General features: G+C 64.4%; 8 protein-coding genes. 1 reads left to right on the forward strand and 7 read right to left on the reverse strand.

Features of this window, described 5'->3' with window-relative positions; genetic code table 11:
• Positions 1-12,596, reverse strand: a 12,596-nt coding sequence (locus tag AB4099_RS30075) for a peroxidase family protein (protein ID WP_441480792.1), incomplete at its 3' end; no start/stop codon positions are given.
• 796 nt (positions 12,597-13,392) lie between these two features.
• Complete coding sequence (locus AB4099_RS30080; protein ID WP_113517523.1) at positions 13,393-15,807, reverse strand: multicopper oxidase domain-containing protein; 2,415 nt, start codon at positions 15,805-15,807, stop codon at positions 13,393-13,395.
• 563 nt (positions 15,808-16,370) lie between these two features.
• Here AB4099_RS30080 and ppc point away from each other — a divergent pair.
• Positions 16,371-19,202 (forward strand): phosphoenolpyruvate carboxylase, encoded by a 2,832-nt coding sequence (gene ppc / locus AB4099_RS30085; RefSeq protein ID WP_441480793.1) that lies wholly within the window; start codon positions 16,371-16,373, stop codon positions 19,200-19,202.
• 51 nt (positions 19,203-19,253) lie between these two features.
• On the opposite strand, the gene AB4099_RS30090 is transcribed toward ppc, so the two are convergent.
• The 5 genes from AB4099_RS30090 to AB4099_RS30110 form a co-directional block, all read right to left on the reverse strand.
• Positions 19,254-20,219 carry a GGDEF domain-containing response regulator gene (locus AB4099_RS30090; RefSeq protein WP_441480794.1) on the reverse strand — a complete coding sequence of 322 codons (966 nt, stop codon included), beginning with the start codon at positions 20,217-20,219 and terminating at the stop codon, positions 19,254-19,256.
• A 70-nt stretch (positions 20,220-20,289) separates the two neighbouring features.
• Entirely contained in the window at positions 20,290-21,309 is a 1,020-nt protein-coding gene (cheB, locus tag AB4099_RS30095; RefSeq protein ID WP_441480795.1) for a chemotaxis response regulator protein-glutamate methylesterase, read from the reverse strand.
• Positions 21,310-21,331: 22 nt separating this feature from the next.
• Positions 21,332-23,629, reverse strand: a complete 2,298-nt coding sequence (locus tag AB4099_RS30100) for a hybrid sensor histidine kinase/response regulator (RefSeq protein ID WP_441480796.1) — start codon at positions 23,627-23,629, stop codon at positions 21,332-21,334.
• Complete coding sequence (locus AB4099_RS30105) at positions 23,626-24,330, reverse strand: chemotaxis protein CheW (RefSeq protein ID WP_441480797.1); 705 nt, start codon at positions 24,328-24,330, stop codon at positions 23,626-23,628. Before AB4099_RS30105 ends, AB4099_RS30100 begins: the two co-directional genes overlap by 4 nt.
• Complete coding sequence (locus AB4099_RS30110) at positions 24,330-25,583, reverse strand: CheR family methyltransferase (RefSeq protein ID WP_441480798.1); 1,254 nt, start codon at positions 25,581-25,583, stop codon at positions 24,330-24,332. The genes AB4099_RS30105 and AB4099_RS30110 overlap by 1 nt, the downstream gene beginning before the upstream one ends.
• Positions 25,584-25,591: the final 8 nt, after the last annotated feature.

Below are 25,591 nucleotides of genomic sequence, written 5' to 3' on the forward strand. Positions count from 1 at the left end.
GCATCGACGAAATCGTTGCCGTCGCCGGCCGAGAGCGTGTCGTCGCCGCCCGCCCCGATCAGGACGTCGTCACCGCCCTGGCCGATCAGGTTGTCGGCTCCCGCCGCCCCGATCAGGACATCGCTCAGAGCCGTCCCGACATGCGTCCCAGGAGCCGTGCCCGGACCAGGAGGCGGCGTGCCCGTGCCAGCCCCGTCATCATCATCGTCGTCGTCATCGCAGCCGCAATCATCGTCGTCATCATCGTCGTCATCATCGTCATCGTCATCGTCGTCGCCATTGCCGGCGCCGTCGTCATCGTCGTCATCGTCGTCGTCGCCATCTCCGGCGCCGTCATCGTCGTCATCATCGTCGTCGCCATCTCCGGCGCCGTCATCGTCATCGTCATCGTCGTCGCCATCACCTGTGCCGGTGCCGTCATCGTCGTCGTCATCATCGTCATCGTCGCCGTCACCCGTGCCGGTACCGTTGTCGCCGTCATCGCCGACGACGGTCTCGAAGATGTTCTCCGGCAGATTGGTCAGGCTGGTATTGCGGGCGATGACGTCCGCGAACTCCTGGCCGTCGATGAAGTTCTCGTAGAAGTCGAAGTTCTCGACACGGTCGAGATAGTAGAACCGGTCGGCCTCCTGCAGGCGGTCGAACTGCTCGTGCAGCACGACCCAGAAGGTCTGGCCGACCATGCCGCCATTGATATGCGTCTCGGCAAGGCCGCCGACCCAGAGATCGACCCGGTCGATCCCCTTCACGATGCCGGTGCCATCGGCCTGGATAGCCACGTTGATATTCGAATTGATCGCCTGGAAGGCCGCGATCTCATTGGCGTCCAGGACGAGGTCCGGATAGGCCTGCCTGAACTGGGCGATCACGGCATCGCTCAGATTGTTGCGCTGCTGGAAATCCTCCCACGAGGTATAGGGCGAGAGGTTTCCGGCATATCCAACCGCCTCCGAGACATAGGGATCCTGCGAAGCGGCAAGATCCGAACGCACCTGGTTCAACGTGCCAAGCCCGACATCCCAGCCGCGCGCCACATTGAAGGCGAACAGGTCGGCATTGATACGCACCAGATCGTTGCGCACCGCGTCGACGATGTTGAAGTCCACCTCCTCCGCCGGCTGCCTGATGATGCCGCCCAGGATTGATTCCACACCGAGCTGCTCATAGCCGGGCTGCGGGACATAGCCGGGAGGCAAGGGCGCGGTGAAGGCGCCGGCGTCGTTCGTCGGATTCAGGAAGGCGTCGAACAGCGCCACCTGCTTCGGCTGTCCATCCGCATCGAGTACGGTCATGGTCTGGCCGATCAGGGAGTGACCGACCCGGTACACGGCCGCCGCGAACTCATGCGAGATGGCAGCCGTCGCATCCGGATTGTAGTCGCCATGGCCGTGGTTGCCATCGCCCTTGATCCCGCCGATGAGATGATCGGCGAACTCGTCGAAGACGACGCGCTGGTACTCGGCCTCGTTGATAATCTTGGCCGCCTGGAAGAGTTCCTCCTGCGTGCCCTGGAAGCCGGCCTCCACCAGATTCTCGACGTGGAAGTTGTGATTGCGCGCCCAGATCGTGTGCATCGCGGTCAGGGCGAAGTTCTCGTTCGCCCGGCCGTCGCCGGCGATATAGTGGTCAAGCACGCTGATGAACGGATTGGCATCGAGCAGCAGCGCATGTCCGGTGCCCATGAAATTGGACGCCATGTTCGCTGCCATCGTGGTGTTGATCACGCCGCCGCCATCAACCAGCCCGGCGAAATAGGTCCGGAAGGCGACCGGGCCGCCCGGGAGGCCAGTGAAGACGGTGTTGTTCTCCCAGTGTTCGAGGATCAGCTCGCGCAGCGTCGGCAGCAACCGGAAGTTCGGATCCGACGGGTCCGGCGCTCCAGCCAGAAGCATGGAGCCGAGGCCGCCATCACCGTCCCCTTCACGCAGGAACTGGCCGACGAGCCCGTTCGAGCCATAGGCCTGGTTCTGGTCCGCGAAGGGCGAGGTGCGATTGATATGCTGTGGAACGCCGTCGACAATCTCGTCGACCGTACCCCGGGTGAGATCGGCCGGATTGCCCGATCCGGGCGCACCGTTGCCGGGAGCGCCGATCTGGATCGTGCCGTTGCCACCCTTCGGCAGGAAGTCGAGGCCGTGGTCGAAATACTGGCCGAACGCCATGAAGAAGATATTGGCGTCGTTACCGTTCTTCGGCAGATCGGCTTCCTGTACGCCGAGGATATTGCTGATGTTGCGCGGATCGAGCCCCTCGAAGATCGGGTTGATCTTGTTGTTGCCGGTCGCCGCGTCGTAGTCGCCATAGCGGGCTTCGGTCAGCCGGATGAAGTGCTCGTCCGCCGCACCGTAATCGGGATGGGCGACATTGTTGCCGTGGCCGCTGAGATCGCGGACGCCGGGCACCGTGTCGTCATCGCCAGGGACTTCCTGCCCGTTGACCAGGTGCTTCAGCCCGGAAAGGTCGCCGGCAGTGAGTTCGAACGCGCCGGTGATGCCATCGCCTCCCCCGTTCCCGCCACCATCTCCGCCTCCGTTGCCACCGCCATTTCCGCCACCACCATTGCCACCGCTGCCGCCGGAATTGGCGAAGGTCGGAGAAGCGCCGCCCGCCAGGGTTGCGAAAGTGATGGTATGGCCGCCATTCGTCAGCGTCGTCGTGCCGTTGCCGTTGTTCGTGCTCGTGTAGTTGGCGAGCGTCGAACCGGGCGCCAGCTCGATGACATCCTGTGGTCGCAAGGTCCCGATGATCGTGTCGTGGCCGCCCATCGACTTGAAGACGATGCGGTGCGCCGAGGTCAGCGCCGAGATATTGACCGTATCATCGCCCGTCGAACCATCGATCGTGATGGTGTTGGTGAACAACGTGGTCGCCGCGAAATTGCCGATGACCTGGAAGGAATCGCCGCCGCCGCCACCGGTGATCTGGATTTCCTCGATGTTTGCCAGTTCCGCGATCACCACGCCATTGCGGACGATGGCGATCTCCGTTGCCGGGTTTAGATTGAACGCGGCCGGTGCATTGGCTGCCGCATAGATCTGGAAGACCTCAGTCGTCGCATCCCCCACGATCCGAACGGTGTCAGTGTCGCGTCCGCCATCGATGATGTCGCGTCCTTCGGTGGACCCGACAATGATCAGATCATCGCCGCGATCGCCGAGGATCGTGTCATTGCCCAGGCCGCCATTGATGGTGTCGTCACCGCGGCCGCCATCGATCGTGTCGTTCCCGGCCCCGCCATTGAGGATGTCGTTGTCGCGATCGCCCAGGATGGTGTCGTCGCCGTCGCCCCCATCGATGGTATCGGCGCCGCGGCCGCCGTCGATCGTGTCATTGCCGGCAAGGCCTGTGATCGTGTCGTCGCCACGGTCGCCGGTGATCGTATCGGCGCCCGCCGTGCCGACAAGGACGTCGTTGGCACGCGTACCGACAATCGTGGTGGCCGGCAGAGGCGGGACATTCGTGCCGACGGTCGCCGTCGGGAGCGAATACACCTCCTCGAGCACGCCGCGGGCGTCCTGGTAGACCATGCGCAGCCTGATCGGCAGCCCGTTCTCGCCATCGGTGACCGTGAAGGTCGGGCCATGCACCCGCTCCACCTCGCCGGCTCCGAAGGTTTCGATATCGGCGAAACCGGTGCCGTCATCGACCTGCCAGAAATAGGATACAGGGGCTGCCGGCACGATTCCGCCCGGATTGTCCGCATCCGTCAGCCCGGCCAGGTTCACCGTCAGCACATCGCCGACCTGAATGCCATTGGCGGGCGTCGGATCGACGATCACTGGTCTGCCCACGGGCAGGTTGTTCGTGCCGCCGAGCACGACGGACTGATCGGCGAATTCCAGCCGCTCGATGTTGCGGAGCGTGTCCGTCCCATCCGTGCCGACATTGTCCGTGACCGTCACGGTGCCGTCGGGAGCGGTCGACACCGTATAGTTAGCCCGCACGCCGGAGAATTTGGCCGTGTCGAAATCGGCGGTTGCCGAGGTCAGGATCTCGCGAATGATCCTGAGCTGGCCGGGATTGTAAGTCCCGGCAAGCATGAACGGGACCATCGGCTCCATGCTATCAAACGAAGCGATCTCGGCGCCCGTGCCGTCAATGTTTGCCCGCACGCTGATGCGCACGTTCAGCCACCGGTCGCCATCGATGATGTCGTTGCCGCCGCGGCCCTGGATGATGTCGCTACCGGCGCCGCCGAGGATGATGTTGCCGCCATCGAAGAAGGTCGCACCGGCAGGAAGCAAGGGCCGCAAGCCGTCGATCAGATCGATATTGGTCAGCACGCTGCCCGTGGCACCGGCGGTGCCCAGCGTGGTGGCGTCGGAGTCGTCGCCGTTGAGGACGTCGCCGAAACGCGAACCGGAGAGGCCTTCGACGAAGTCGAAACGGCTGAGCGAGGTCGACCCGCCCGGGACCGGCGGCTGATCGAAGAAACGATCGGAGATATCGATATAGACGCCGGTCGTGTTGTATTTGTAGATCGCCCAGTCATAGCCGGAGCCGCCGATATAGCGGTCGCCGAAGCCGGTCTTGCCGGCCATGATGTCATCGCCGCCTTCGCCGTTGAACTTGTCGTTCTCGCCGTCGCCGATGAAGACGTCGTTGCCGATGACCGGATCATTGCCGAGCGGATCGAAATTGTCGCCAGGAGCGCCGTCGGAGGTGCCCTTCTCGATCCAGTCGTCGCCCTCGTTGCCCATATCCTGTTCATTGGCCTTGCTGCCGAGGATGAAGTCGTTCCCCTGGCCGCCAATGGCCTCCGATGCGTCTTCGCCGGTGACGATGAAATCGCTGCCGAAGCCGCCGATGATCAGGTTGACGCCGTTGCCACCGTGGAGGACGTCGTTGCCGTCGCCACCCTGGATATTGTCGTCACCACCCGTGTCCGTGATGATGTCGTCACCGGCGCCACCACGCAGTTGGTCGTTGCCGTCACCGCCCTCGATGCGGTCGTTGCCGCCATCGCCCCAGATCGTATCGTCGCCCTCGCTCGCGATCAGGATGTCATTGCCGGCAGTACCGCCGAGAACGACATGCTCGTCTCCGGTGTACTGGAGGTAGTTGGTGTCGGGCCCGACAGTATTCGGGTTGTCGCGAATGACGAGCGGAAGCAGCGGATCGCCGTTTGTCGGGTCGTCGTTGCCATTCACGCCAAGTCCGGTGTGCTGCGCCGCCTGGTTCACTTCGAGCGTGAAGCCAGGGGTCGTGAAGACCACGCCCGGGAGGTGTGTCGCAGTCGAATTCGCCATGATCAGCTTGGCGAAGGAGTTGCTCTCGAGCTCCGCATTGAAGCTCAGGCCGGACGTGCGCTCGAGATAGTAGAAGCGGTCGCCGTCCTGCAGCTTTTCGAGCTGGTTCTCGAAGATGAAGTTGAAGGTCGAGCCCAGCATGCCGCCGAAGGGCATCTTCTCCTCGGCGAGACCACCGATCCAGAGATCGATCGCATCGACGCCGGTAATGGTGACGCCATTGGTGCCGTTGGCCCACGTTCCCGTACCGTTCAGGAAGTCGAGCCGGTCGGCAGGTGCGCCATCTCCACCGAGGACCAACGCCATGGCCGCCGCACGCTTGGCCGCGAGGGTCGTGGCGCCCGTGATCGAGGAATGCGTGCCGTAGGCGGCGATGAAATTGATCACCGAATCCGGGTGCTTCAGGCTCTGAACCAGATCGACCCAGCTCGCATAGGGCTTGAGCTGGACTTCGCCTGTCTGCGTATAAATTTGCCGACGGACCTCGTTCAGCGAGGGAATACCAACGTCACGACCCCGTGCGATATTGATCGCGGGAAGGTCGAGCGGAAGGCCGAGCAGGTTGTTGCGCAAAGCCTCGGTGACGAACTCGTCGATCTCGTTGCCGACCTGGCGGGTCACGCCGCGAACGATCGCGCTGACCGCCTCCTCCGGATTGGCACCGCTGGCCGCAAAGGCGAGCGGGTTCAGGAAGGCTGCGATCAGCCCCATCTGCTGGTCGGGATTGCCTGGATCGGACGAGACGACATCGAAATCCGCAGTGAAGCGGTCGACCGTCTCGGTCAGCATCGAGTGACCGAAGCGATAGACGGTGTGCGCGAATTCCGCGACGATCGAAGGATCCAAGTCCACATCATAGACCTGTGTCGGCGCGAAGAAGAGATCGACATTCGGCTGGATGGTCCGGGCGAATTCCTCGAAGACCAGATGCTGATATTGCATCTCGGTGCCGAATTTCGCGGTCTGGAACAGGCGCTCGCCATTCCACTGCAGGTTCGCGATATCGCCGGGCGTCGTCGGGAAGGTCGCTGGTTCGGTGCCGGGGATCAGCCATTCCTTGAGGAAGGCGAGATCGCCTGAGGTCAGCACCGTGTTCTTGGTCTGCTCGACTAGCCGGTTGTGTTCGGAGTGGAAGATCGCGTGCACGGCGGTGAGGCCGATATTCTCGTTCACACGACCGTCGCCGGCGATGTAATGCGCGTCGAGAAGCTCGTTATCATAGGCAAGGTTGTTGCCTCCCGGCCCCACGGGGACGGCATTTCCGGTATCCGTATCGGCGTCAGGCGCAAGGACACCGGCGTTGAACACCGGTACGGCGTTGTGCGCGATGTCGTTGAGGAAGGCATGGCCGGTGCGCACCGCGTTCGCGAGGCTGATCGGAGCTGCCGGATTGCCTTCGACAAGCGTGGTGACGTCATCGGCGTTGCCGGCAATGCCGTCCGGCCCATTGTTGACCCGCATGACAACCTGCGGGAAGCCATTCGGCCCCTTGATGAAATTGCCATAGGCGTCGGTCGCCAGCAGCGGACCGCTGTCGATATCGGCATCGGTGAGATTGATGCCAAGGATGTCGCGCGCCTGAGCCTTGACCACCTTCCAGGTCGCCATGCCACCGATTTCGGTGTCGTCGGTTGTTCCAAACTTCCCATCGGCGCCCAGATCGCGATTGGTGATCAGCTGGCCCGTCGCAACCGGATCGCCGGCAGCGTTGAGCTGATAGCCGCGCAGGAAGACCTGGTGCGAGGGATGGGAGGAATAGGTCTGGTTCTGGTCGACGAAGGGCGAGGTCGTGTTCGTGTGCTCGTGGATGTCGTCGGCATTGCCGAGAATCCCGTCCGGTCCGGGCAGGTTGGTCGCCCGGGTCAGGACCATGAAGTTCGTCGGGCTGCCTTGCACATAGAGCGGATCATCCGGCTGAAGCGGGATGAAGACCGTCCCGGAGCCGCCCTTGGTCACGAGATCGAGGCCGTGGTCGAAGAACTGGCCGAAGAAGGTCATCCAGGCGTTGAACGGCGCCGACAGACCGGCATCCGGAGCGATATTGGGAATCTCGAAGACCTGCTTGTCGTCGGCCGTGCCGAACTGGCCGTCGAGTCCCGGGCTGGTGACGATGGTCAGGCCGAGACCGTCGGCCACGCCGTCGAAGGTCGCCTGGGCTGCGACGACGGGGGCATTCGCGTCGTTCAAGGCCGCCTGATCGAGCGCAACGTGGTTTGCCGCCTGCGTCTGGGCGGTTTGGGCTGGGCCCAGAGCGGCCTGGGTCGAGGTAACGAGTGCGTCCGCCTCTGCGAACGCAGCTTCGGCATCCGTCCGCACCTGAACGGCGTTATCGAGCGCGATGACAGCCGCCTGCACACCCGGATCAGCCAGAGGGTCTTCACCCGCCGGCACCGCGGCGACCGCCAAGGCCAAAGCCGTCTGCGCGGTCGATTCCGCCAGTTGCGCAGCCGTAACCGCGCCTGCTGCGGACGCGGCCGCCGTGGTGGCGGTGTTAGCAGCGGTCGTCGCTGCGGCGAGATTGGCATCCGCCGTTGCAAGGACCGCCTGTGAAGCACCGAGCGCTGTCTGCAGAGCGGCAACTCCGCTCGCCGCAGCGGCCTTCACAGCGTTGAGTGCCTGGAGCGCGGCCAGGAAGGTCGCGGTATCCGCCGTGATGTTTTCCGAGCCGGCATTGCGAAGGGCCGCCGCGATTGCAGCGGGATTGTTCGCGGTCTGGTCGACGATGAGATTGCTGATCGTGCGCGGCTGCGAGTCGATCACCAGGCCGTTCGTCTGCTGGTAGGAGGTACCCGACTGCGCCGGATTGAACACCGGCGTCGTGACGCGTGGGAAGACGTTGTCGGCGGCTCCGAACGTGTCGCTCTGCTGCTGATTGAGCAGGTTGTTTCCGGAACCATCGACCGTGCGCAGGCCAAGCGCCGCCCGCACATTCGGCAGCAGTGAGGTCAGCGGCGTACCGGCCGCATTCGCTTCTGCGATTTTGATCTGGTCGAGGATGAAGTTGAGGTCCGAGCGCACCAGCATGATGCCCTCGCCACCCGCCGTCGCATCGACGACCGGCGTCGGCGCGACCGGCGGCGCCACGGGACCCGCCACGACCGGCTGGGTCGGAGCCGAGAACACCGTCTCGGTGACGCCATGCCCGTCGGTGAAGATCGCCTTCACCCGCAGCGCCGAACCGGCGAGATCGGGCGTGACCCTGAAGGTCGTGCCATCGGCACTCTGGAAGGCAAGATCACCGAGCGGGAGCAGGATGATGTCCTCGAAGATGCCCGAACCCGGGGTCGCTTCGAACTGCCAGTGATAGGAGATCGAGCCTGGAACGACGCCGTTGACAGCGCCGGGCCCCGTGTCGGCATCGGTCACGCCCGCGATCGAGACGCGCAGCAGTTGCCCTGAGGTCGGAGTGCCGTCAGGCGTGCTCGATGTGGCGTCGAGAATGCTGAGCTGGCCCGTCGGGTCGGCGTTCAGGCCGATGCCGTTGGGAAGCGTCAGGTTCTGATCCGAGAATTGAAGCCGCTCGACATTGACGAGCGTATCGGTGCCATCGGTCCCGGCATTGTCGGTGACGGTGGTGACGCCATTGGTCGTGGTGACCGTGTAGTCGGCCCTGTTGCCGGAGAAGATCGCGGTGTCGAAGCCGTTATTGTCGTCGATGATCTCGCGCACGGCCACCAGCTGACCGGGATTCCAGACGCCGCTCAGCATGTTCTGCAGCAGCTGCGGCGCGACCATGCTGTCGAAGGTGGCGATTTCCGCGCCGGTCCCATCGACATTGGCCCGCACGCTGATGCGCACGTTCAGCCAGCGGTCGCCATCGATCAGGTCGTCGCCGCCACGCCCCTCGAGCAGGTCGCTGCCGGCACCGCCGAGCATGATATTGCCGGTGGCGAAGCCGGTGGTCGAGAGCCCCGCCTGGCCCAGGAGTGTCGCCAGCCCGTTGATCAGGGCGACATTGGTCAACGCCCCGCCCGTGGCGCCCCCATGATTGAGGATCGTGACCGCATCGACATCGTCGCCGCGCAGGATGTCGGCAAAGCGCGAGCCGGACAGACCTTCGACCTCGGCGAACCGATCGAGGATTGACGCCGGCGAGGCAGCTATTGGCTGAACGACGCCGGTATTCGCTGCAGGCGTCTCGCCATGCGGCTGGGCCAGTGCGGCCAGCGTCAGGTCGACCGTGACGCCCTGCTTGTCGCTCTTGTAGGTGACCCAGTCGAAGCCGGACATGCCGTCCATCTTGTCCTGGGCATCGCTGCCGACGAAGATGTCGTCGCCGCCCTCGCCGATGAACTCGTCAAAGCCGCCGCCCCCCACGAAGATGTCGTTGCCAATGACGTCATCGGCCAGCAAGGGCGCGAAATTATCGCCAGGGGCGCCGTCCTGGGTGCCGTTCTCGATCCAGTCGTCGCCTTCGTTTCCGGTCGGCGGCAAGCTGGTCTTGGCACTGTAGATGAAGTCGTCACCCCGCCCACCGAAGGTGGTCGAGATGTCCTCCATCGTGACGATGTAGTCTTTGCCGGCGCCGCCCAGGATCAGATTCCCGACGCCGCCCACCATCATGTTGCCGGCGTGGATGACGTCGTTGCCGTCGCCGCCCTCGAGCCGGTCGTCGCCACCCAGGTCCTGGATGATGTCATCGCCGGCGCCACCCAGGATGGTGTCGTTGCCGTAGCCCCCCTCCAGCCGGTCGTTGCCGCCATCGCCATAGAGCGTGTCGTCGCCATCGCCGGAGATGATGACGTCATTGCCGGCGGTGCCGCCGAGGACGACATGGTCCTCACCGTTGTACTGAAGATAGTTCGTGTCTGCTCCCGCCGTCGCCGGATTGTCGCGGATGACGAGAGGAACGATCTCGACGCCATTGATCTCGATGCCGCCGGTCGGATCGGCACGACCATCCGGGCCGAGCCCGGTATGCTGCTTGCTCGGGTCGACTTCGAGCGTGAAGGTCGGCGTCGTGAAGATCGCGTTCGGCAGATGCGTCGCGTCGCTGTTGAGCATCACCAGCTTGGCGAAGGAGTTGTTCTCGAGCTCGGTGCCGAAATTCATGCCGGCCGTGCGCGACAGATAATAGAAGCGATCGCCGTTCTGCAGGGATTCAAGCTGGGTCTCGAAGACGAAATTGAAGGTCGAGCCGAGCATGCCGCCAAACGGCATCTTCTCCTCCGCTAGGCCGCCGATCCAGAAATCGACATCGTTGAGACCGCCGAGCGAACCGCCGGCATGGGCGCCGGTCGCGTTCAGGAAGTCGAGACGGTCGGTCGGCGCCCCGACCCCGCCCAGCACGATCAGCGTGGCTGCTGCGCGCTTGTCGGCCAGCGTCGTCGCGCCGGTGATCGACGCATGCGTGCCATAGGCCGCGATGAAGTTGATCAGCGACTCCGCATGTTTCAGATGGCCGGCGAAGTCAGTCCAGCTGGTATAGGGCTTGAGCTGGCTGTCGCCGGTCATCGCGAAGAATTCGGAGCGCGCATTGTTGAGCGACGGGATGCCGGTATCGCGACCGCGCGCGATGTTCAGCGCCGGAAGGTCGAGCGGCAGGCCGAGCAGGTTGTTGCGCAGCGCCTCGGTGACGAACTCGTCGATCTCATTGCCGACCTGGCGGGTGACGCCACGCACGATCGCGCCGGTCGCCTGCTCCGGAGTGACGCCGCTCGCGGCATAGGCGAGCGGATTGAGGAAGGCTGCGATCAGGCCGAGCTGCGGGTCGCCGCCGACGGTGTTGAAGTTCGGGTCGAAGCGATCGACCGTCTCGGTCAGCATCGAATGGCCGAAGCGATAGACCGTATGCGCGAACTCCGCGAGGATCGCCGGGTTGATCGTGGTGTCGTAGCCGTTGGGCGCCAGGAATTCGTCGACCTGCGGCTGGACCGTGCGGGCGAACTCCTCGAACACCAGATGCTGATACTGCATCTCGGTGCCGAACTTGGCGGACTGGAACAGGCGTTCGCCGTTCCAGTCGAGCGCGTCGATCTGGGCCTGCGTCAGCGGGAATGTCGTGCCCACGGTCAGCGGGGTGTCGAGCCATTGGTTGAGGAAGGCGACATCGCCGGTCGCCAGCGCCACGTCCTTGGTCTGCTGGACCAGACGGTTATGTTCGGAATGGAACACGGCGTGCACGGCGGTGAGGCCGATATTCTCGTTCACGCGGCCGTCGCCAGCGATGTAATGCGCGTCGAGGAGCTCGTCATCGTATTGGCCGGCCGCCAGCGGGCCGGTGTTGACGATGCCGTCCGTATCCGCGGTCTTGCCTGTCGGATCGGCATTATGCGCGATGTCGTTCAGGAAGGCATGGCCGGTATGGGCTGCGCCCACCAGGCTGATCGGCGCCGCCCGGTTGCCCTCGGTGAAGCTGCCGTCGGACATCATGACCATCGGCATGCCGCCCGGCCCCTTGATGAAGTTGCCATAGGCGTCCACGGCCAGGACCGGCACATTGCCGACATCGGCATCGGTGAGATTGATGCCGAGAATGTCGCGGGCCTGGGCCTTGACCACAGCCCAGGTCGCCATGCCGCCGATCTCGACATCGTCGGCGGAGCCGAACCTGCCGTCAGCGCCGAGATTGCGGTTGGTGATCAGTTCGCCGGTCGCCACCGGGTCGCCATTGGCATCCAGCTCATAGGCACGCAGGAAGACCTGATGCGAGGGATTCGAGGAGTAGGTCTGGCTCTGGTCGACGAAGGGCGAGGTCGTGTTCGTGGCAGCCTGGCCACCTGCAGCGCGGCTCAAAACCATGAAGTTCAAAGCGCCGGGAGCCGTGCTGAACAGCGGGTCATCGGGCTTCAGCGGAATGAAGACGACTTCGGTCTGGCTCGAACTCTTGGTGACGAGATCGAGACCGTGGTCGAAGAACTGGCCGAAGAAGGTCATCCAGGCGTTGAACGGCGCGGAAAGGCCGACATCCGGGGAGACATTCGGGATGAAATTGACCGGCTTGTCATCCGCGGTGCCGAAAATCCCATCCAGCCCGGGGCTGGTGACGGTTCCCGACCCGGGATTCTGCGCAGCAGCCGCAACGGCCGCCGGATTGTTGTTGGTCTGGTCGACGATCAGGTTGCTGATCGTGCGCGGCTCGGAGTCCTGCACGAGGCCGGGATTCGCGTAACTGGTGCCGGCCTCGGCCGCCTGGAAGGACGGATCGGTCAGGCGCGGGAACGCCAGGTCCGCGACCCCGAATTCGGGATGGGCCAGATTGTTGAACGAGCCGTCGACGGTCCGCAGGCCGAATGGCACCTGGGCGCTGGGCAGGATGTCAGTCAGGCTCTCGCCCTGAGCATTCCGCTCCGCAATCCTGATCTGCTCGAGAATGAACTCAAGGTCGGAGCGAACAAACTGTACCATGATGCCCTCCTGGGGTTTCCAGGACCCCGTGTTGGCCTTGCCCTGGGACCATGCTCCGCCGCTCGCGCCAAAGCGGCACGGCACCTGTTGCATCGTTGGCCAGAACTTGATCGGACAGCGCTTCAGCCCGTCATGGGCCTATCGCAGAGCAGCATGATGCCTGTCGGCAAAACTGGTCGTTAGAGGACTATGTCGGATGTTATTTCCCGACCAGCGTCTGGGGGCGGCGGCGGAGTTTGGTCGGGGCGCGCATTCAGACCTAACTCCCTACACGAGCGACCAAGGTCCCTATTGAGTGCTGCGCCGGCCATGCCCGACTTGCCGGAGCAATTCTCCCGGAGCTGTTCGCAGTCGCGCCTCCCCGCCATCGCCTCGCTTTCCAAGGGTTTCCATGCGCCTCTCCATCCCGAACAGGCGCCAGAGGGCCGGTCGCGAATGGAGGTGGGGGAGTGACGCAAGACGAGAGCGGCGACCTTCGCTCGCCTCCACCGGGACGGGCTGCGAGATGACGCCCCGCCATGCTGGGCGGCAGCCCCGCTCCTGGATTGGCGGGGATAGAGGGGATTTTCGGGTTTCACGATCCCGCGCCGCGGCTCCGGGCCGGGCCGACGCGGATCAGCGTGGAGCCGCGCAAGTACATGAGCTACCCAGCAGGCAGGGACATTCGACCAGGTCGCGCCAGGCAACGCAGCGATGAAGAGCGAAGGCGCGTCGCAACAGTTTTCGCCGCTCAGGCCGCCTGTCCTCACGCCGGGCGGCGCTGTGCCTGCCCGGCGTCTGGCCCTGCGCTCGAAGGTCAGCTGCGTGTCGCGGATCCTGCGACCTTGATCCTGCTTGGATCGCCCTCGGGCAGGACCTCAGGCTGCTTCCAGACCACGCCATTCGGTGTCGGGATCGGTGTCATGGTCAGCTGATATTGCGGTTGTCCCTTGTAGTCAGGGTCGCCGGGAGGCGGAGTCTGCAGCTGGTAGCGCAGCAGCATCGCGAAATCCTCATGCGCCGTGTTGTGGCAATGGCTGACATAGGCGCCGCCGAACTCGCCGAAGCGCACCTGGAATCGCACCCTCCCGGACGGTCGCAGCCGCCAGACATCCTTGCGCACCAGGCGCTCCGTGGCAGGGATCGGGGCATCGCCCCGGTCCATGGTGACGCCCTCCTCGAAATGCAGGTGGATCGGATGGTCCCAGCCGCCCCCACCATTGATCAGGGTCCAGTGCTCGACCTCGCCCGGCCTGGGCATGAGCAGGGAGATGCGGTTGGCGTTGAGCGAATGCGCCTTCTCGCCATTGATCTTGATAGTCCAGGGGAAGGATTTGATGTCGCCGCAATCGGGAATGCACTGGCCATCCGAGGTCTTGCGGGAATCGCCCTCTCCCGAGCGGCCGAACTCGATCACTCGTTCGCGCACCGGAGCGACGATCGGGATCTGGGTGGTCAGCGTCTTGACCCCGGATTTCCAATCGGGATCGGCGAAATTGGCGCTGCGATCGGCGTCGAGCGGGTTGCTGGCATTGTAGACCTTGCCGGGATTGTCGACGCTCTGGACCTGGCTCACGATCCTGAATTCGAGGATCGGACCGACGCAAGGGTCGTCATCCCTGCCCTTGAAGGCCTTCTCGATCGAGACGGCGCCCTTGGGCTTTCGCCCGTCGGTCTGTTCCAGCAGGTTCATGATGTAGACGCTGTCGCCCGGCGCGAAGGCGGAGAAATCGACGACGATGTCGTAGCGCTCCGCCACCCCCATCTCGTCGGTCTCGGTCAGCAGAATCGGATTGACGACCAGGTTGCCGTCATTGGCGATGAAGTAGAAGGGCACTTTCGTGCCCTGCGAAAAGCGCCGGCTCTTGTTGACCGCAAGCGCAAGCTTGACGAAGCGGGCCATCGCGGCATTCAGGATGCGGAAGCGGTAGCGTCTCGGCAACACCTCGAAATAGGGGTAATAGCCGCCATTGACGCAGAGCATGTCGCCGAGGAAACCGTCGGTATCGAAGATATCGAAGCGGCACTGGCCTCTGGTGTCGAAGGCCGGATTCGAGATCGCGAGATTCACGTCGAAATCGAGATTGCCCCATTTCAGCTGCGAGCCGCTGGGCAACCGCAGGTTAACGCCGTCATTGAGATCCTCACGGCCCCTGTCCGGCCCGCTATAGATGTTGCAGAGAGCGAAGATGCCCTTGTGCACGTTCTCGGCCGTGAAGAAGAAGCGGTGATCGTGGAACCAGAGGCTGCCCTGGATTTCGCGATAGTCGCCTGGAACCGAGACGTAGCCTTCGCCATCGTCGGGCCCCGAACATTTGCGGACGTAATCACGATCGCCTGTCGGCCAGAGGCTCGGCATGTCGCGCCGGGCCATCGCCATGCCCCAGTGATAATCGTAGAAGGTCCCGGGGAAATGATAGGCATTGCAGGCGCCGTCGCTCTCGGCACCGTTATGGGCGTTGTGGAAATGGATCGAGATCTCGTTCCGTCCAAAGCCGCCATTCATGCGCCGATCGACCGGCAGATCATTGTAGATGCGGGTCAGGACCGGCTCGCCATAGCGCGCCTTGATCAGGATCGGACGGCCGAGGCCAGTGCGCAGGCCGGCGGTAGCCCCCGCCTGGCCGGGCTGGCGGGGACCGAAGGTCCACATCGCAGTCGCGTCCTGGTCGGGCATTTCGGCACAGAAGCGGCTGCCGGTGCCGATCTGTCCCAGGGATAGCAGATAGCCCTTCTTCGGATAGAGTTCCTCCCAGCGCTGATGCGCGAAAAACTCGCCCGGCGGGCGTCCTTCCATCGGTCCGACCCAGGTCACCGGGTTGCGGTAGGCTGTGCCGCCGGAATTGCTGAAGTCGGTGTGGTAGGAAAAATTCTTCGCCGGCAGTTCCTGGCCTCCTCCAGGGAACTGCCAAGCCGCATCGCCATTCGACATGCGCTGAAGCGGCACCGGCTTCTGGACTTCCGGCCGCGGCATCGGCTCATGGAATTTGACAGCGCCGAAGGTCGGGCTGCGCGGCGCCCCTGTCGGCACCTGGGCATAGGCGCTCTTGGCGAAGGGGCTGAGCCCATTCTTTGCGATGAGCAGCCCGCCAGCGGTGAAATACCCCCACCGCAGCAGGTCGCGTTTGGTGATCTGTCCCACCGAAAGGGCCTTGACGATCTCCTGCCGGTTCTCCAGAGCCCTCTCAGCTTCCTTCAACCGGATGCCAGTGGTCTCGCGCGAAAGATACATGCCCTCTTCCCCTTTTTCGGACTGAACCAGAGCGCGCCTCAACGCTAACCTTTAGTTCTGCCGGCAGAGGCTCAGTAAGAGGAGAAGGTCGTGCCAAGTATGCAACCAAAGTCCGTAGTCTCTGACGTCTTGTTGCGCGACGCCATGCTAGATTTCCGGCAGGGGCGAATGGCTCAGATCAGCCACCATCGAACGGCGTTTAATTTTAACGCTCGGGAACGGGATTCTTGCCTCTGTTTCGAGCGCGATATTTTGTGTATATTTTATGTATAAAACTATCTCTTTCTATATAATACAAACTAATATAAATACAACTTCGATAAAAAATCAATCAATACAATAAACAAGGAACAAAACCTGCCCACTCCTACGATATCTCTGAAATATGCAGAATATACATCGCCAGGGCCGCCGATATCGGATCGCCCCGGCAGCGTGAGGCCGGTTCGCCTGCCCCGCCCGCGGTCCGCTTCAGTGACCCCTTACAGCACGATCACCACCGCCCCGGGGCCCAGAGGACACGGTTGCACTGCACAATGAAGCTTGGCAAGGCGGCACGAGTCATGCTGCCATGGCCGAGAACGCCGCATGTCGGCCCTTTTCCTCGCGAGGCGCCCTTGCCTGTCACCGCCATCGATCCGCGGCCGGATCCCATCGCCGGCCCCGCCGACGCCCAGCCCCTGTTCGAGGATATCCGGCTGCTCGGACAGATCCTCGGCGACACCGTGCGGCAGCAGGAAGGCGAGCAGACCTTCGAGCTGATCGAGGCGATCAGGCGGCTCTCGGTCACCTTCCAGCGCAAGGCCGACGTCGAGGCCGGTCGCGATCTCGATACGCTGCTGGCGCGATTGAGCCCGAAAGAGACCGTTTCGGTCATTCGCGCCTTCACCTATTTCTCGCATCTCGCCAATCTCGCCGAGGATTGCCACCAGCTCCGCCGGCAGGCCGATCTGGAGGCCGTTGACGCCCATCCCGACGGCAGCCTTGCGCATAGTTTCGACCTGTTTGCGCAGGCCGGCGTCAGGGCGCCAGCGATCGAACGCGCCCTCTCGCGCAGCCTCGTGTCGCCCGTGCTCACCGCGCATCCGACCGAGGTTCAACGCAAGAGCATTCTCGACGCCGAGCGCACCATTGCCGAGTTGCTCGCCGCCCGGCCGAATCTGCGTGGCTCGCGAGCACGCGCCCGCAACGAGACGGCACTGCGGGCCAGCATCGCCCAGCTCTGGCAGACACGGCTCCTGCGCTACTCCAAGCTCGCCGTGCGCGACGAGATCGAGAATGTGCTGAGCTATTATCGCGCCACGTTCCTGCGCGAGATCCCGCGCCTCTATGCCGAGCTCGAGGAGCTGCTCGGCGCCCGCGTGCCGAGCTTCTTCCGGATGGGAAGCTGGATCGGGGGCGATCGCGACGGCAACCCCAATGTCACCGCCGAAACCCTGCTGATGGCGATTCGCCTTCAGGCCGAGACGGCGCTGCGCCACTATCTGACCGAAGTGCATGAACTCGGTGCCGAACTGCCGGTTTCCAACGCGCTGGTCGGCAGCACGCAGGCGCTGCGGGACCTTGCCGATCGCTCCGGTGACGACAATCCCCATCGCTCCGACGAACCCTATCGCCGCGCCCTGATCGGCATCTACGCCCGGCTGGCTGCGACCTTGCGCAAGCTGACCGGCACCGAGGCGCTCCGTCATGCGGTGGCGCCGAGCGCGCCCTATGCGGCGCCCGCGGATTTCGTGGCCGAGCTACGCATCGTTGCCGACAGCCTGCAATCCCACCATGGCAGCCTGCTCCTAGGAGCGCGGCTCTCGCCCCTGCTGCGCGCAGCGGAGGTTTTTGGCTTCCATCTGGCGAGCATCGATCTGCGCCAGAGCTCGGACAAGCACGAGGCGGTCATGGCCGAGCTCCTGGCCACGGCGCGCATCGAGCCACGCTATGGCTCGCTCGACGAGAACGCCAAGCGCGCATTGCTGCTCTCCCTGCTGGCCGATCCGCGCCCGCTTCGTGTGCGCAACGCCGCCTACACCCCGGAGACCGAGGGAGAACTTGCGATCTTCGAGGCGGCAAAACAGGTCCGCGCCGATTTCGGCACCGATGCCATTCGCCACTACATCATCAGCCACACCGAAACGGTCAGCGATCTGCTGGAGGTGGTGCTGCTGCAAAAGGAATGCGGCCTGATGGCGGGCACGCTTGCGCCCGGCGAGGCGACCCAGGCCGGTGTCGAGCTGATCGTGGTACCGCTGTTCGAGACCATCGGCGATCTGCGCGCGGCCGAGCCGATCATGCGCGGCTTCTACGACCAGCCCGGCATCGAGGCGCTGATCCGCAATTCCGGCGGCGAGCAGGACATCATGCTCGGCTATTCCGACAGCAACAAGGACGGCGGCTATTTCACATCCAACTGGGAACTCTATCGCGCGTCGACGGCGCTGGTCCGCTTCTACGAGACCAAGCCGGGGCTGACGCTGCGGCTGTTCCATGGCCGCGGGGGCACTGTCGGGCGTGGCGGCGGGCCGAGCTATGAAGCCATCCTCGCCCAGCCTCCCGGCACCGTGAAGGGGCAGATCCGCCTGACCGAGCAGGGCGAGGTGATCAATGCCAAATATGCCAATCCTGAGATCGGACGGCGCAACCTGGAAACCCTGCTGGCAGCGACGCTGGAAGCCACCCTGCTGCAGCCGCGCACCGAGGCCGCGCCCGAATTTCTCGACATCGCGGCCGAACTCTCCATGCGCAGCATGACCGCCTATCGGGCGCTGGTTTATGGAACCGCCGGCTTCACCGACTACTTCTATTCAGCCACGCCGATCACCGAGATCGCGGAGCTGAATATCGGTTCGCGCCCGGCGTCGCGAAAGGCGACGCGCTCGATCGAGGATCTGCGCGCGATCCCCTGGGGCTTCTCATGGGGTCAGAGCCGTCTGGCCCTGCCCGGCTGGTTCGGTTTCGGCTCCGCGGTCGAGGGCTTCATCGCCGCCGCGCCGGCTGAGCGCATCGCGCTGCTGCAACGGATGAGCGCGGAGTGGCCGTTCTTCCGCACGCTTCTGTCCAACATGGACATGGTCCTGGCCAAGGCCGATCTCGGCATCGCCCGGCGCTACTGCGATCTCGTTCCGGATCGCGAGCTTGCAGAGCGCATCTTCGCCGAGATCGAAGCAGAATGGACCCGGACGGTTCAGGCGATCACGACCATTACCGGCGAAACGCAGCGCCTCGCCGATAACCCGGCCCTGGCGCTCTCCATCATCCACCGCTTCCCCTATATCGCCCCGCTCAACCATCTCCAGGTCGAGCTCCTGCGCCGCTGGCGCTCCGGCCAGATCGACGAGAAGGCCCGCCGCGGCATCCTGATCTCGATCAACGGCATCGCTGCCGGCCTGCGCAATACCGGGTGAGCGGCGCGCGCCAGTCCGACAGTGTCGGCCCCGGAGAGTGCCGGAACGATGCTACGGCACCGCCGAGATTTCCGACGAGACCGAACGGTCCCGCCCCTCGTTCTTGGCGCGGAAGAGCGCGAGATCGGCGGCATTGACCAGTTTGGCCGGCTCTCCGCCTTCGTGAGGCATCGTCGTTGCCATGCCCACACTGATCGTGACCCGGCCCGTGCCGTGCGCGATGTTCAGATCCCGTACGCCCTGAACCAGCCGCTCCGCCACGTATCTCGCGCCGTCCTGCGGCACATCCGTCAAAATCACGACGAACTCCTCGCCGCCGAAGCGCGCCGCCAGATCGGTCGAGCGGGTGCAGCCGCCCTGGATCACGTTGGCGACCTGCTTCAGCACCTCATCGCCGGCGAGATGGCCATAGGCATCATTGTAGCGCTTGAAGTGATCGACATCGATCATCAGGACCGACAGCGGATGCTGCGTGCGCAGGCAGCGTCTCCACTCCGCCGCAAGATACTCGTCGAAATAGCGGCGGTTACCCAGTCCGGTCAGCCCGTCGATCCGCGTCAGGCGCTCGAGCTCGAGATTGACCCGCATCAGCTCGCGCTGGCTTTCGCGCAGCGCCCGATAGGCCTCGTCGCGCTGGACGTGATCGAGATAGGCGCGGGTGTGGTAGCGCACCCGCGCGATCAGCTCGAGCTTGTCGGGGAGCTTGACGAGATAGTCGTTCGCGCCCGCCTGGAAGGCATCGCTCTTGGTCGCGGGGTCTTCCTTGGTCGAGAGAACGATGACGGGAACGTTGTGGATCGACGGGTGCTTGCGATATTGCCGCACCAGATCCAGCCCGTCGACGCCCGGCATGACGAGATCCTGCAGGATCACGGTCGGCTTCACCTGTTCGGCCACCTTGATCGCCGCCAAGGGGTCGGTGCAGTAGTGGAAATCGAGATCGGGCTGGTTGGCCAGCGCCCGCCGCACGGCTTCGCAGACCATGACCTGGTCATCGATGAGCAGGATCATGGACATGTAACTATCCGCCGGCGGGGGCACGGAAGACATGGTGCGGGTCGGTTCGACTGTCATAAAGACAACCTCTTCAGAACGACTGACGGCATGCCTCGACAAGGCGTGGCGCAATCGCGGCAAGTGGTAGAATTTCGGAAGCTGCATCGATCGCAGCGGCCGCCTTGGGCATTCCGTAAACGGCGCTCGTCGCCCTGTCCTGTGCCAGGGTCAAATATTTCCTGTCGCGCAGGAGCTTCAGCCCGCGGGCGCCGTCCCTGCCCATGCCGGTCAGCAACACTCCTACCAGATCTCCCTGCCACCATTGCGCAACACTCTCGAAGAACACGTCGACCGACGGCCGGTAGACGTAGTCGCGCGGTTCGGACCTATAACCGAGGTCATGGCCCGATTTGAAGACCAGGTGATCGCCACTCGCTGCGATCAGCACGGTCCCCGGTTCGGGCCTGTCGCCTTCGATGGCGGGACGCACGGCGAGGGCGGTGTGCTGGCCCAGCCAGCTCGCGAAACTCGGCACGAAATGCGCATCGAGATGCTGGACGAGAACGAGCGCAGCGGGAAAACCGCGCGGCAGTCCAGCCAGCAGCGAGGCCACGGCAGCAGGCCCCCCCGCCGAAGCACCGATCGCGATCAGCCGCTGCGCCGATGCTACAGCCCTGCGGGCCGGAGCCGTCGTCCCAGCGGCAGGCGTAACATCGCGCGAGAGCCGGCCGATCATCGCGATCCTGGCAAGCAGCGCCGCCGATTGAGCCTGGGCATTGCCGTCGGCCCCCACGCTGGGAATGTCGACCGCGTCCAATGCGCCATGGCCCATGGCGTCATAGACGCCCGAGACGTTGGCATCGACGCTCGCGGTCACCAGCAGAATGGGACAGGGCGTCTCTGCCATGATCCGCTGGGTGGCCGCGACGCCATCCATCTCGGGCATGTTCAGATCCATCAGGATCAGATCCGGCCTGTCGCGTCGGCACGCCTCCACCGCTTCGAGCCCGTTCACCGCGATCCAGGCGACCGCATGCTCGGTCGTCGAAACGACGATGCGCCGAAGCAGCTCGACCGCCATCGGCAGATCATTGACGAGGCCGATCCTCATGAACCTCTCTCCGTGCTGCCGCTCAGCTCCATGGTTCACCGATCAGGTCGGCGACGGCATGGATCAAAGTTTCGTCGTGGAAGCTACCCTTAGTCAAATAATAGTCCGCACCGGCGTCGAGCCCGCGGCGACGGTCTTCTTCCCGATCCTTGTAGGACACGATCATGACCGGCAGGTTCCGAAGCCCGCTATCCTTCTTGATCAGTGTGACGAGCTCGATGCCGTCCATGCGGGGCATGTCGATATCGGTGACCACGAGATCGAACGGATCGGATCGGACGGCGTTCCAGCCATCGATGCCGTCGACCGCGACTTCGACCTCGTAGCCGTGATGATCGAGCAGCTTGCGCTCCAGTTCGCGCACGGTGAGTGAATCGTCGACGACCAGGACGCGCTTGCGCCGCTTCTGGCCAACGCTGGCAACGACGCGCTCCAGGGTCTTGAGCCTGCCCGTCGAGGCAAGCTTTTCCATCGAGCGGATCAGGTCATCGACGTCGAGGATCAGGACGGGTGAACCATCCTCCATCAGGGCCGCGGCGCTGATGTCCTTGACCTTGGCGAGCCGCGGATCGAGCGGCCGGACGACGAGATCACGCTCGCCAAGGAAGCGGTCGACGACCAGCCCGTAGGCCTCGCCCCCCTCCCCGACAACGACGACAGCGAGATCGACCGAGTCCGATTGCGGCTCGTCACGCCCCAGGACCTCATGCGCCGTGACCAGTCCGACCTGCCGCTCCTCGAAGCGGAAATGCGGCCGGCCTTCGAGGATCTCGATCCGCTCCCGCGGCAGCATCAGCGTCCGCGTGATTCCGGTCAGCGGAAACGCATAGGGCTCGCCATCGATCTCGACGAGCAGGGCGCGGATCACCGAGAGCGTCAGCGGCAGCTGAAGCTGGAAACGCGTCCCGGCGCCGAGCTCCGACGACACGGTCACCTGTCCCCGGACCTGGCGCGCCATCGCCTGCACGGCATCGAGGCCGACGCCGCGTCCGGAAATGTCACTGACGCTCCCCTTCATCGAGAAGCCGGGCAGGAACAGGAACTCCAGGAGCTCGGCTTCGCTCAGGCTCTGCGCCGTCTCGGCCGTCGTCAGGCCGCGCCCGCTCGTCGCCCGGCGCAGCGCATCGAGATCGATCCCGCGGCCATCATCGGCGACGATGATTTGCAACAGGCCGGCATTGTGCCGGGCCTCGAGCTTGATCAGGCCCTCTTCCGCCTTGCCTGCGGCCCGCCGCTCCTCGGGAGGCTCCAAGCCGTGATCGACGGCGTTGCGCAGGAGGTGCCCGAGCGGGGCATCAAGTTCCTCGAGGATGTCGCGGTCGATGCTCGTCGAGCCACCAACGATCTCGAGGCGGACCTTCTTGCCGAGCGCCCGCCCGATATCGCGGACGGTTCGCGAAAAATGGCGGACGCCATCGTCGAAGGGGCGCATCCGGCTGGCGAGCGTCTCGTCATAGAGCCGATTGGCGAGATCGGTGGCGCGCCGGTCGACGGCATCGAGCTCGTCAAGGCGCTGCGCCAGGATCGCCTGGCTTTCCCCGAGCTTGAGCTGCGCCTCGGCGAGCGCCTGCAGGGCCCGGACATCGGTCGTCACCGCCGGCATCGCGGCACGCAGCGCGTCAAAGCTCTTGGCAAGATCGGTCTGGACGCGCCTGAGGCGCAAGAGCCCATCGTTGAACGGTCTTAGCCGCCGGGCCGACATCAGGGATTCACCGGCAAGCCCGAGCAGGCGGTTCAGGCTTTCGGCCGTGACACGCACCATGCGGTCCGGTCCCGGACTCCCCGGCGTCTGGGACAATGCATGCGCTGAACCTGCATCCGGCGCCCGAGCCGGAGCGGCCGCAGTGTCGGGGGAATGATGGCTCTGCAGAGCCGCGGGAGGCACCGCACGCTCCTCCTCAGTCGTACCCGCGGCGCCTGAGGACGAAGAGCCGGCCTGCTGAAGCGCCTGCGCAAAGCTTGCGATTCGGCGCTGGGTCTCCTCCTCGCCAGGCCCCGGCTCAGTGGCGATCACGGCCAGCAGATCGACGCCTTTCAGAAGCGCATCGATATGGGCGTGATTGAGCCTGACCTGCCCGCGCTGGGCAGCAACGAAGCATTCCTCCATCTCATGCGCCACCTGCACCGCCGGCGTCAGGTCGATGATGCGGGCAGCGCCCTTGAGCGAATGGGCAGCGCGCATGCAGGCTTCGAGATGAACGGCCGCGACGGGATCGCGCTCCAACGCCAACAGGCCTGCGGTCAGCGCCTGCGACTGCGAGTCGAGTTCGGCGCGAAACAGGTCCAGCATCGAGAGCTGGCTGAAATCCTCGCCGCTCATGCGATGCTCCGGTCGATCATGGCGAGCAGCGGTGCCTCGTCGAGGCAGCCGACCGTGCGCCCCTGCCAGGACAGCATGGCCCGGATGACGGTCGAGGCCGATTTGCCTATTGTTGCCGGCACCGCGATCAGGTCGCGCTCCGCGTAGGAATGCATGCCGTGCACCTCGTCGACCTCGAAGGCGACGCGCCTTTCATCCCTGCCAATCACGATCAGACGGCGGAACACGGCGATCTTGCCACCGCCTGAACTCTGCCCGCCCGTGTTGATGCCGAGGAGCTCCGACAGGGACATGCAGATCAGCAGTTCGCCCCGGACATTGACGATGCCCAGCACTGCGCCGGTCCGGCGGTGGGGCAGCGAATGGATGCGGCGGGGTTCCGCGATCTCGTGACAGGTCGTCGTCGGGAGGCCGAGCCATTCCTCCCCCAGGCGAAAGAGAACGACGCTGCGAGCCTCACCCTCGGCCTCGGGACGGTCGGCAGCCCGCGCGAAATGCAGAGCCCATTCGTCGGAATACCCCGCAGGCACGGGGCGATCGAGCAGACTGCGTGCGATCTCCGCATGCGTCGGGCAGTTCCGACAATGCAGATGCTCCCGCAATTCCGGGCAGGACCTGTCTCCGCTGACGCCGATCTGGCGCCAGCATTCATTGATGCCCGGTCCCTGTTCCGTCGCTTGCATGCCAGCCGTGACGGACATCAGACGTCACTCCTCTTCGCAATCCGGTCGAGCCGGTCGGTCAGCGCCTTGGCGCCGGCCTTGTCGCCTTGCCGCTGCAGCAGGAGCTTGAGCTGGACGAGCGCCTGCCGATGGTCGGGCGCAAGATAGAGCGCCTTCCGGTAATTCTGGATCGCGTCCGACGGCGCATCATCGGCATCATAGGCGAGGCCAAGCAGGTAGAAGACCTCCGATGACGGCCCGAATTCCTCGAGATGGCTCGCAGCGGCGCGTTTGACCTCACCGAGGTGGCCGGCATTGGCGGCGTGCTCGATGGTGGCAAGGCTCATGGCTGCCCGGTCGGGCGCTGGCAAAGCAGCCTCTCCTGGCGCGGTCTTCTGCGCGAAGGGGCGCACGCGCGGGGGCGGCGCGATAGGCCGTGGCGCTTGTGCGGGCTGTGGCGTCGGACGCGACCTCCGCGCGGGAGCCGCTGCCGGCGCTTGCTGCACGGCATTTGCCTTGATGAAGGCGAAGGCCCTGGGAAAGCGCACCGAAGCGAAGCCATGCAAGGTCGGCAATCCGGACTCCGCCGGCCCCACCAGCAACAGGCCATCGTCTGCGAGCATCTGCCTGAGCCGGTCCATTGCCAGCCCCTGCGTCTCGCGATCGAAATAGATCAGCAGGTTGCGGCAGAAGATGACGTCGTAAGGGTCGGTTCTCGGTTGCGGGGCCGGCCCGCGCAGGTTGCCGAGCGTGAAGCGAACCTGCCGGCGGACACCCTCATGCGGACGGAAGCCGCCATCGACCGCATCGAAATGCCGGTCACGATAGCCGAGTTCCTCGCCACGAAAGGAGTTGCGCCCGTAGACGGCACGTTCGGCGTAGACGAGATTGCGCGTGCTCACATCGATGGCGTCGATGCGGAATTCCCTTGCCTCGAAGCCCGCGTCGAACAGCGCCATCGCCATGGAATAGGGCTCCTCGCCCGTCGCGCATGGCAGGCTCAGGAGTCTGAGCGGCACGCCGGAACCCCGGCGTTCGCGGGCCTGGCGCGTCATCGCTGCGAAGGCCTCGCGATCCCGGAAGAACCAGGTCTCCGGCACGACGACCGCATCGATCAGCTCCTGACGCTCGGTGCGGTTCTCGCTGAGATAGCTCCAATAGCTGTGGAGGTCCGGCATCTCGCAGGCGGTCATCCGCCGCTTCAGCGCATGGCGGATCACCGAGGCGCCGACCGTCTCGCTGCTCAGCCCGATCATTTCCCTGAGAAGCTGTTCGAACGCCCCTGTGCCCATGGCCCTGT

It is taken from the genome of Allobosea sp. 2KB_26 (assembly GCF_052115715.1).
In the GTDB taxonomy this organism is placed as follows: domain Bacteria; phylum Pseudomonadota; class Alphaproteobacteria; order Rhizobiales; family Beijerinckiaceae; genus Allobosea.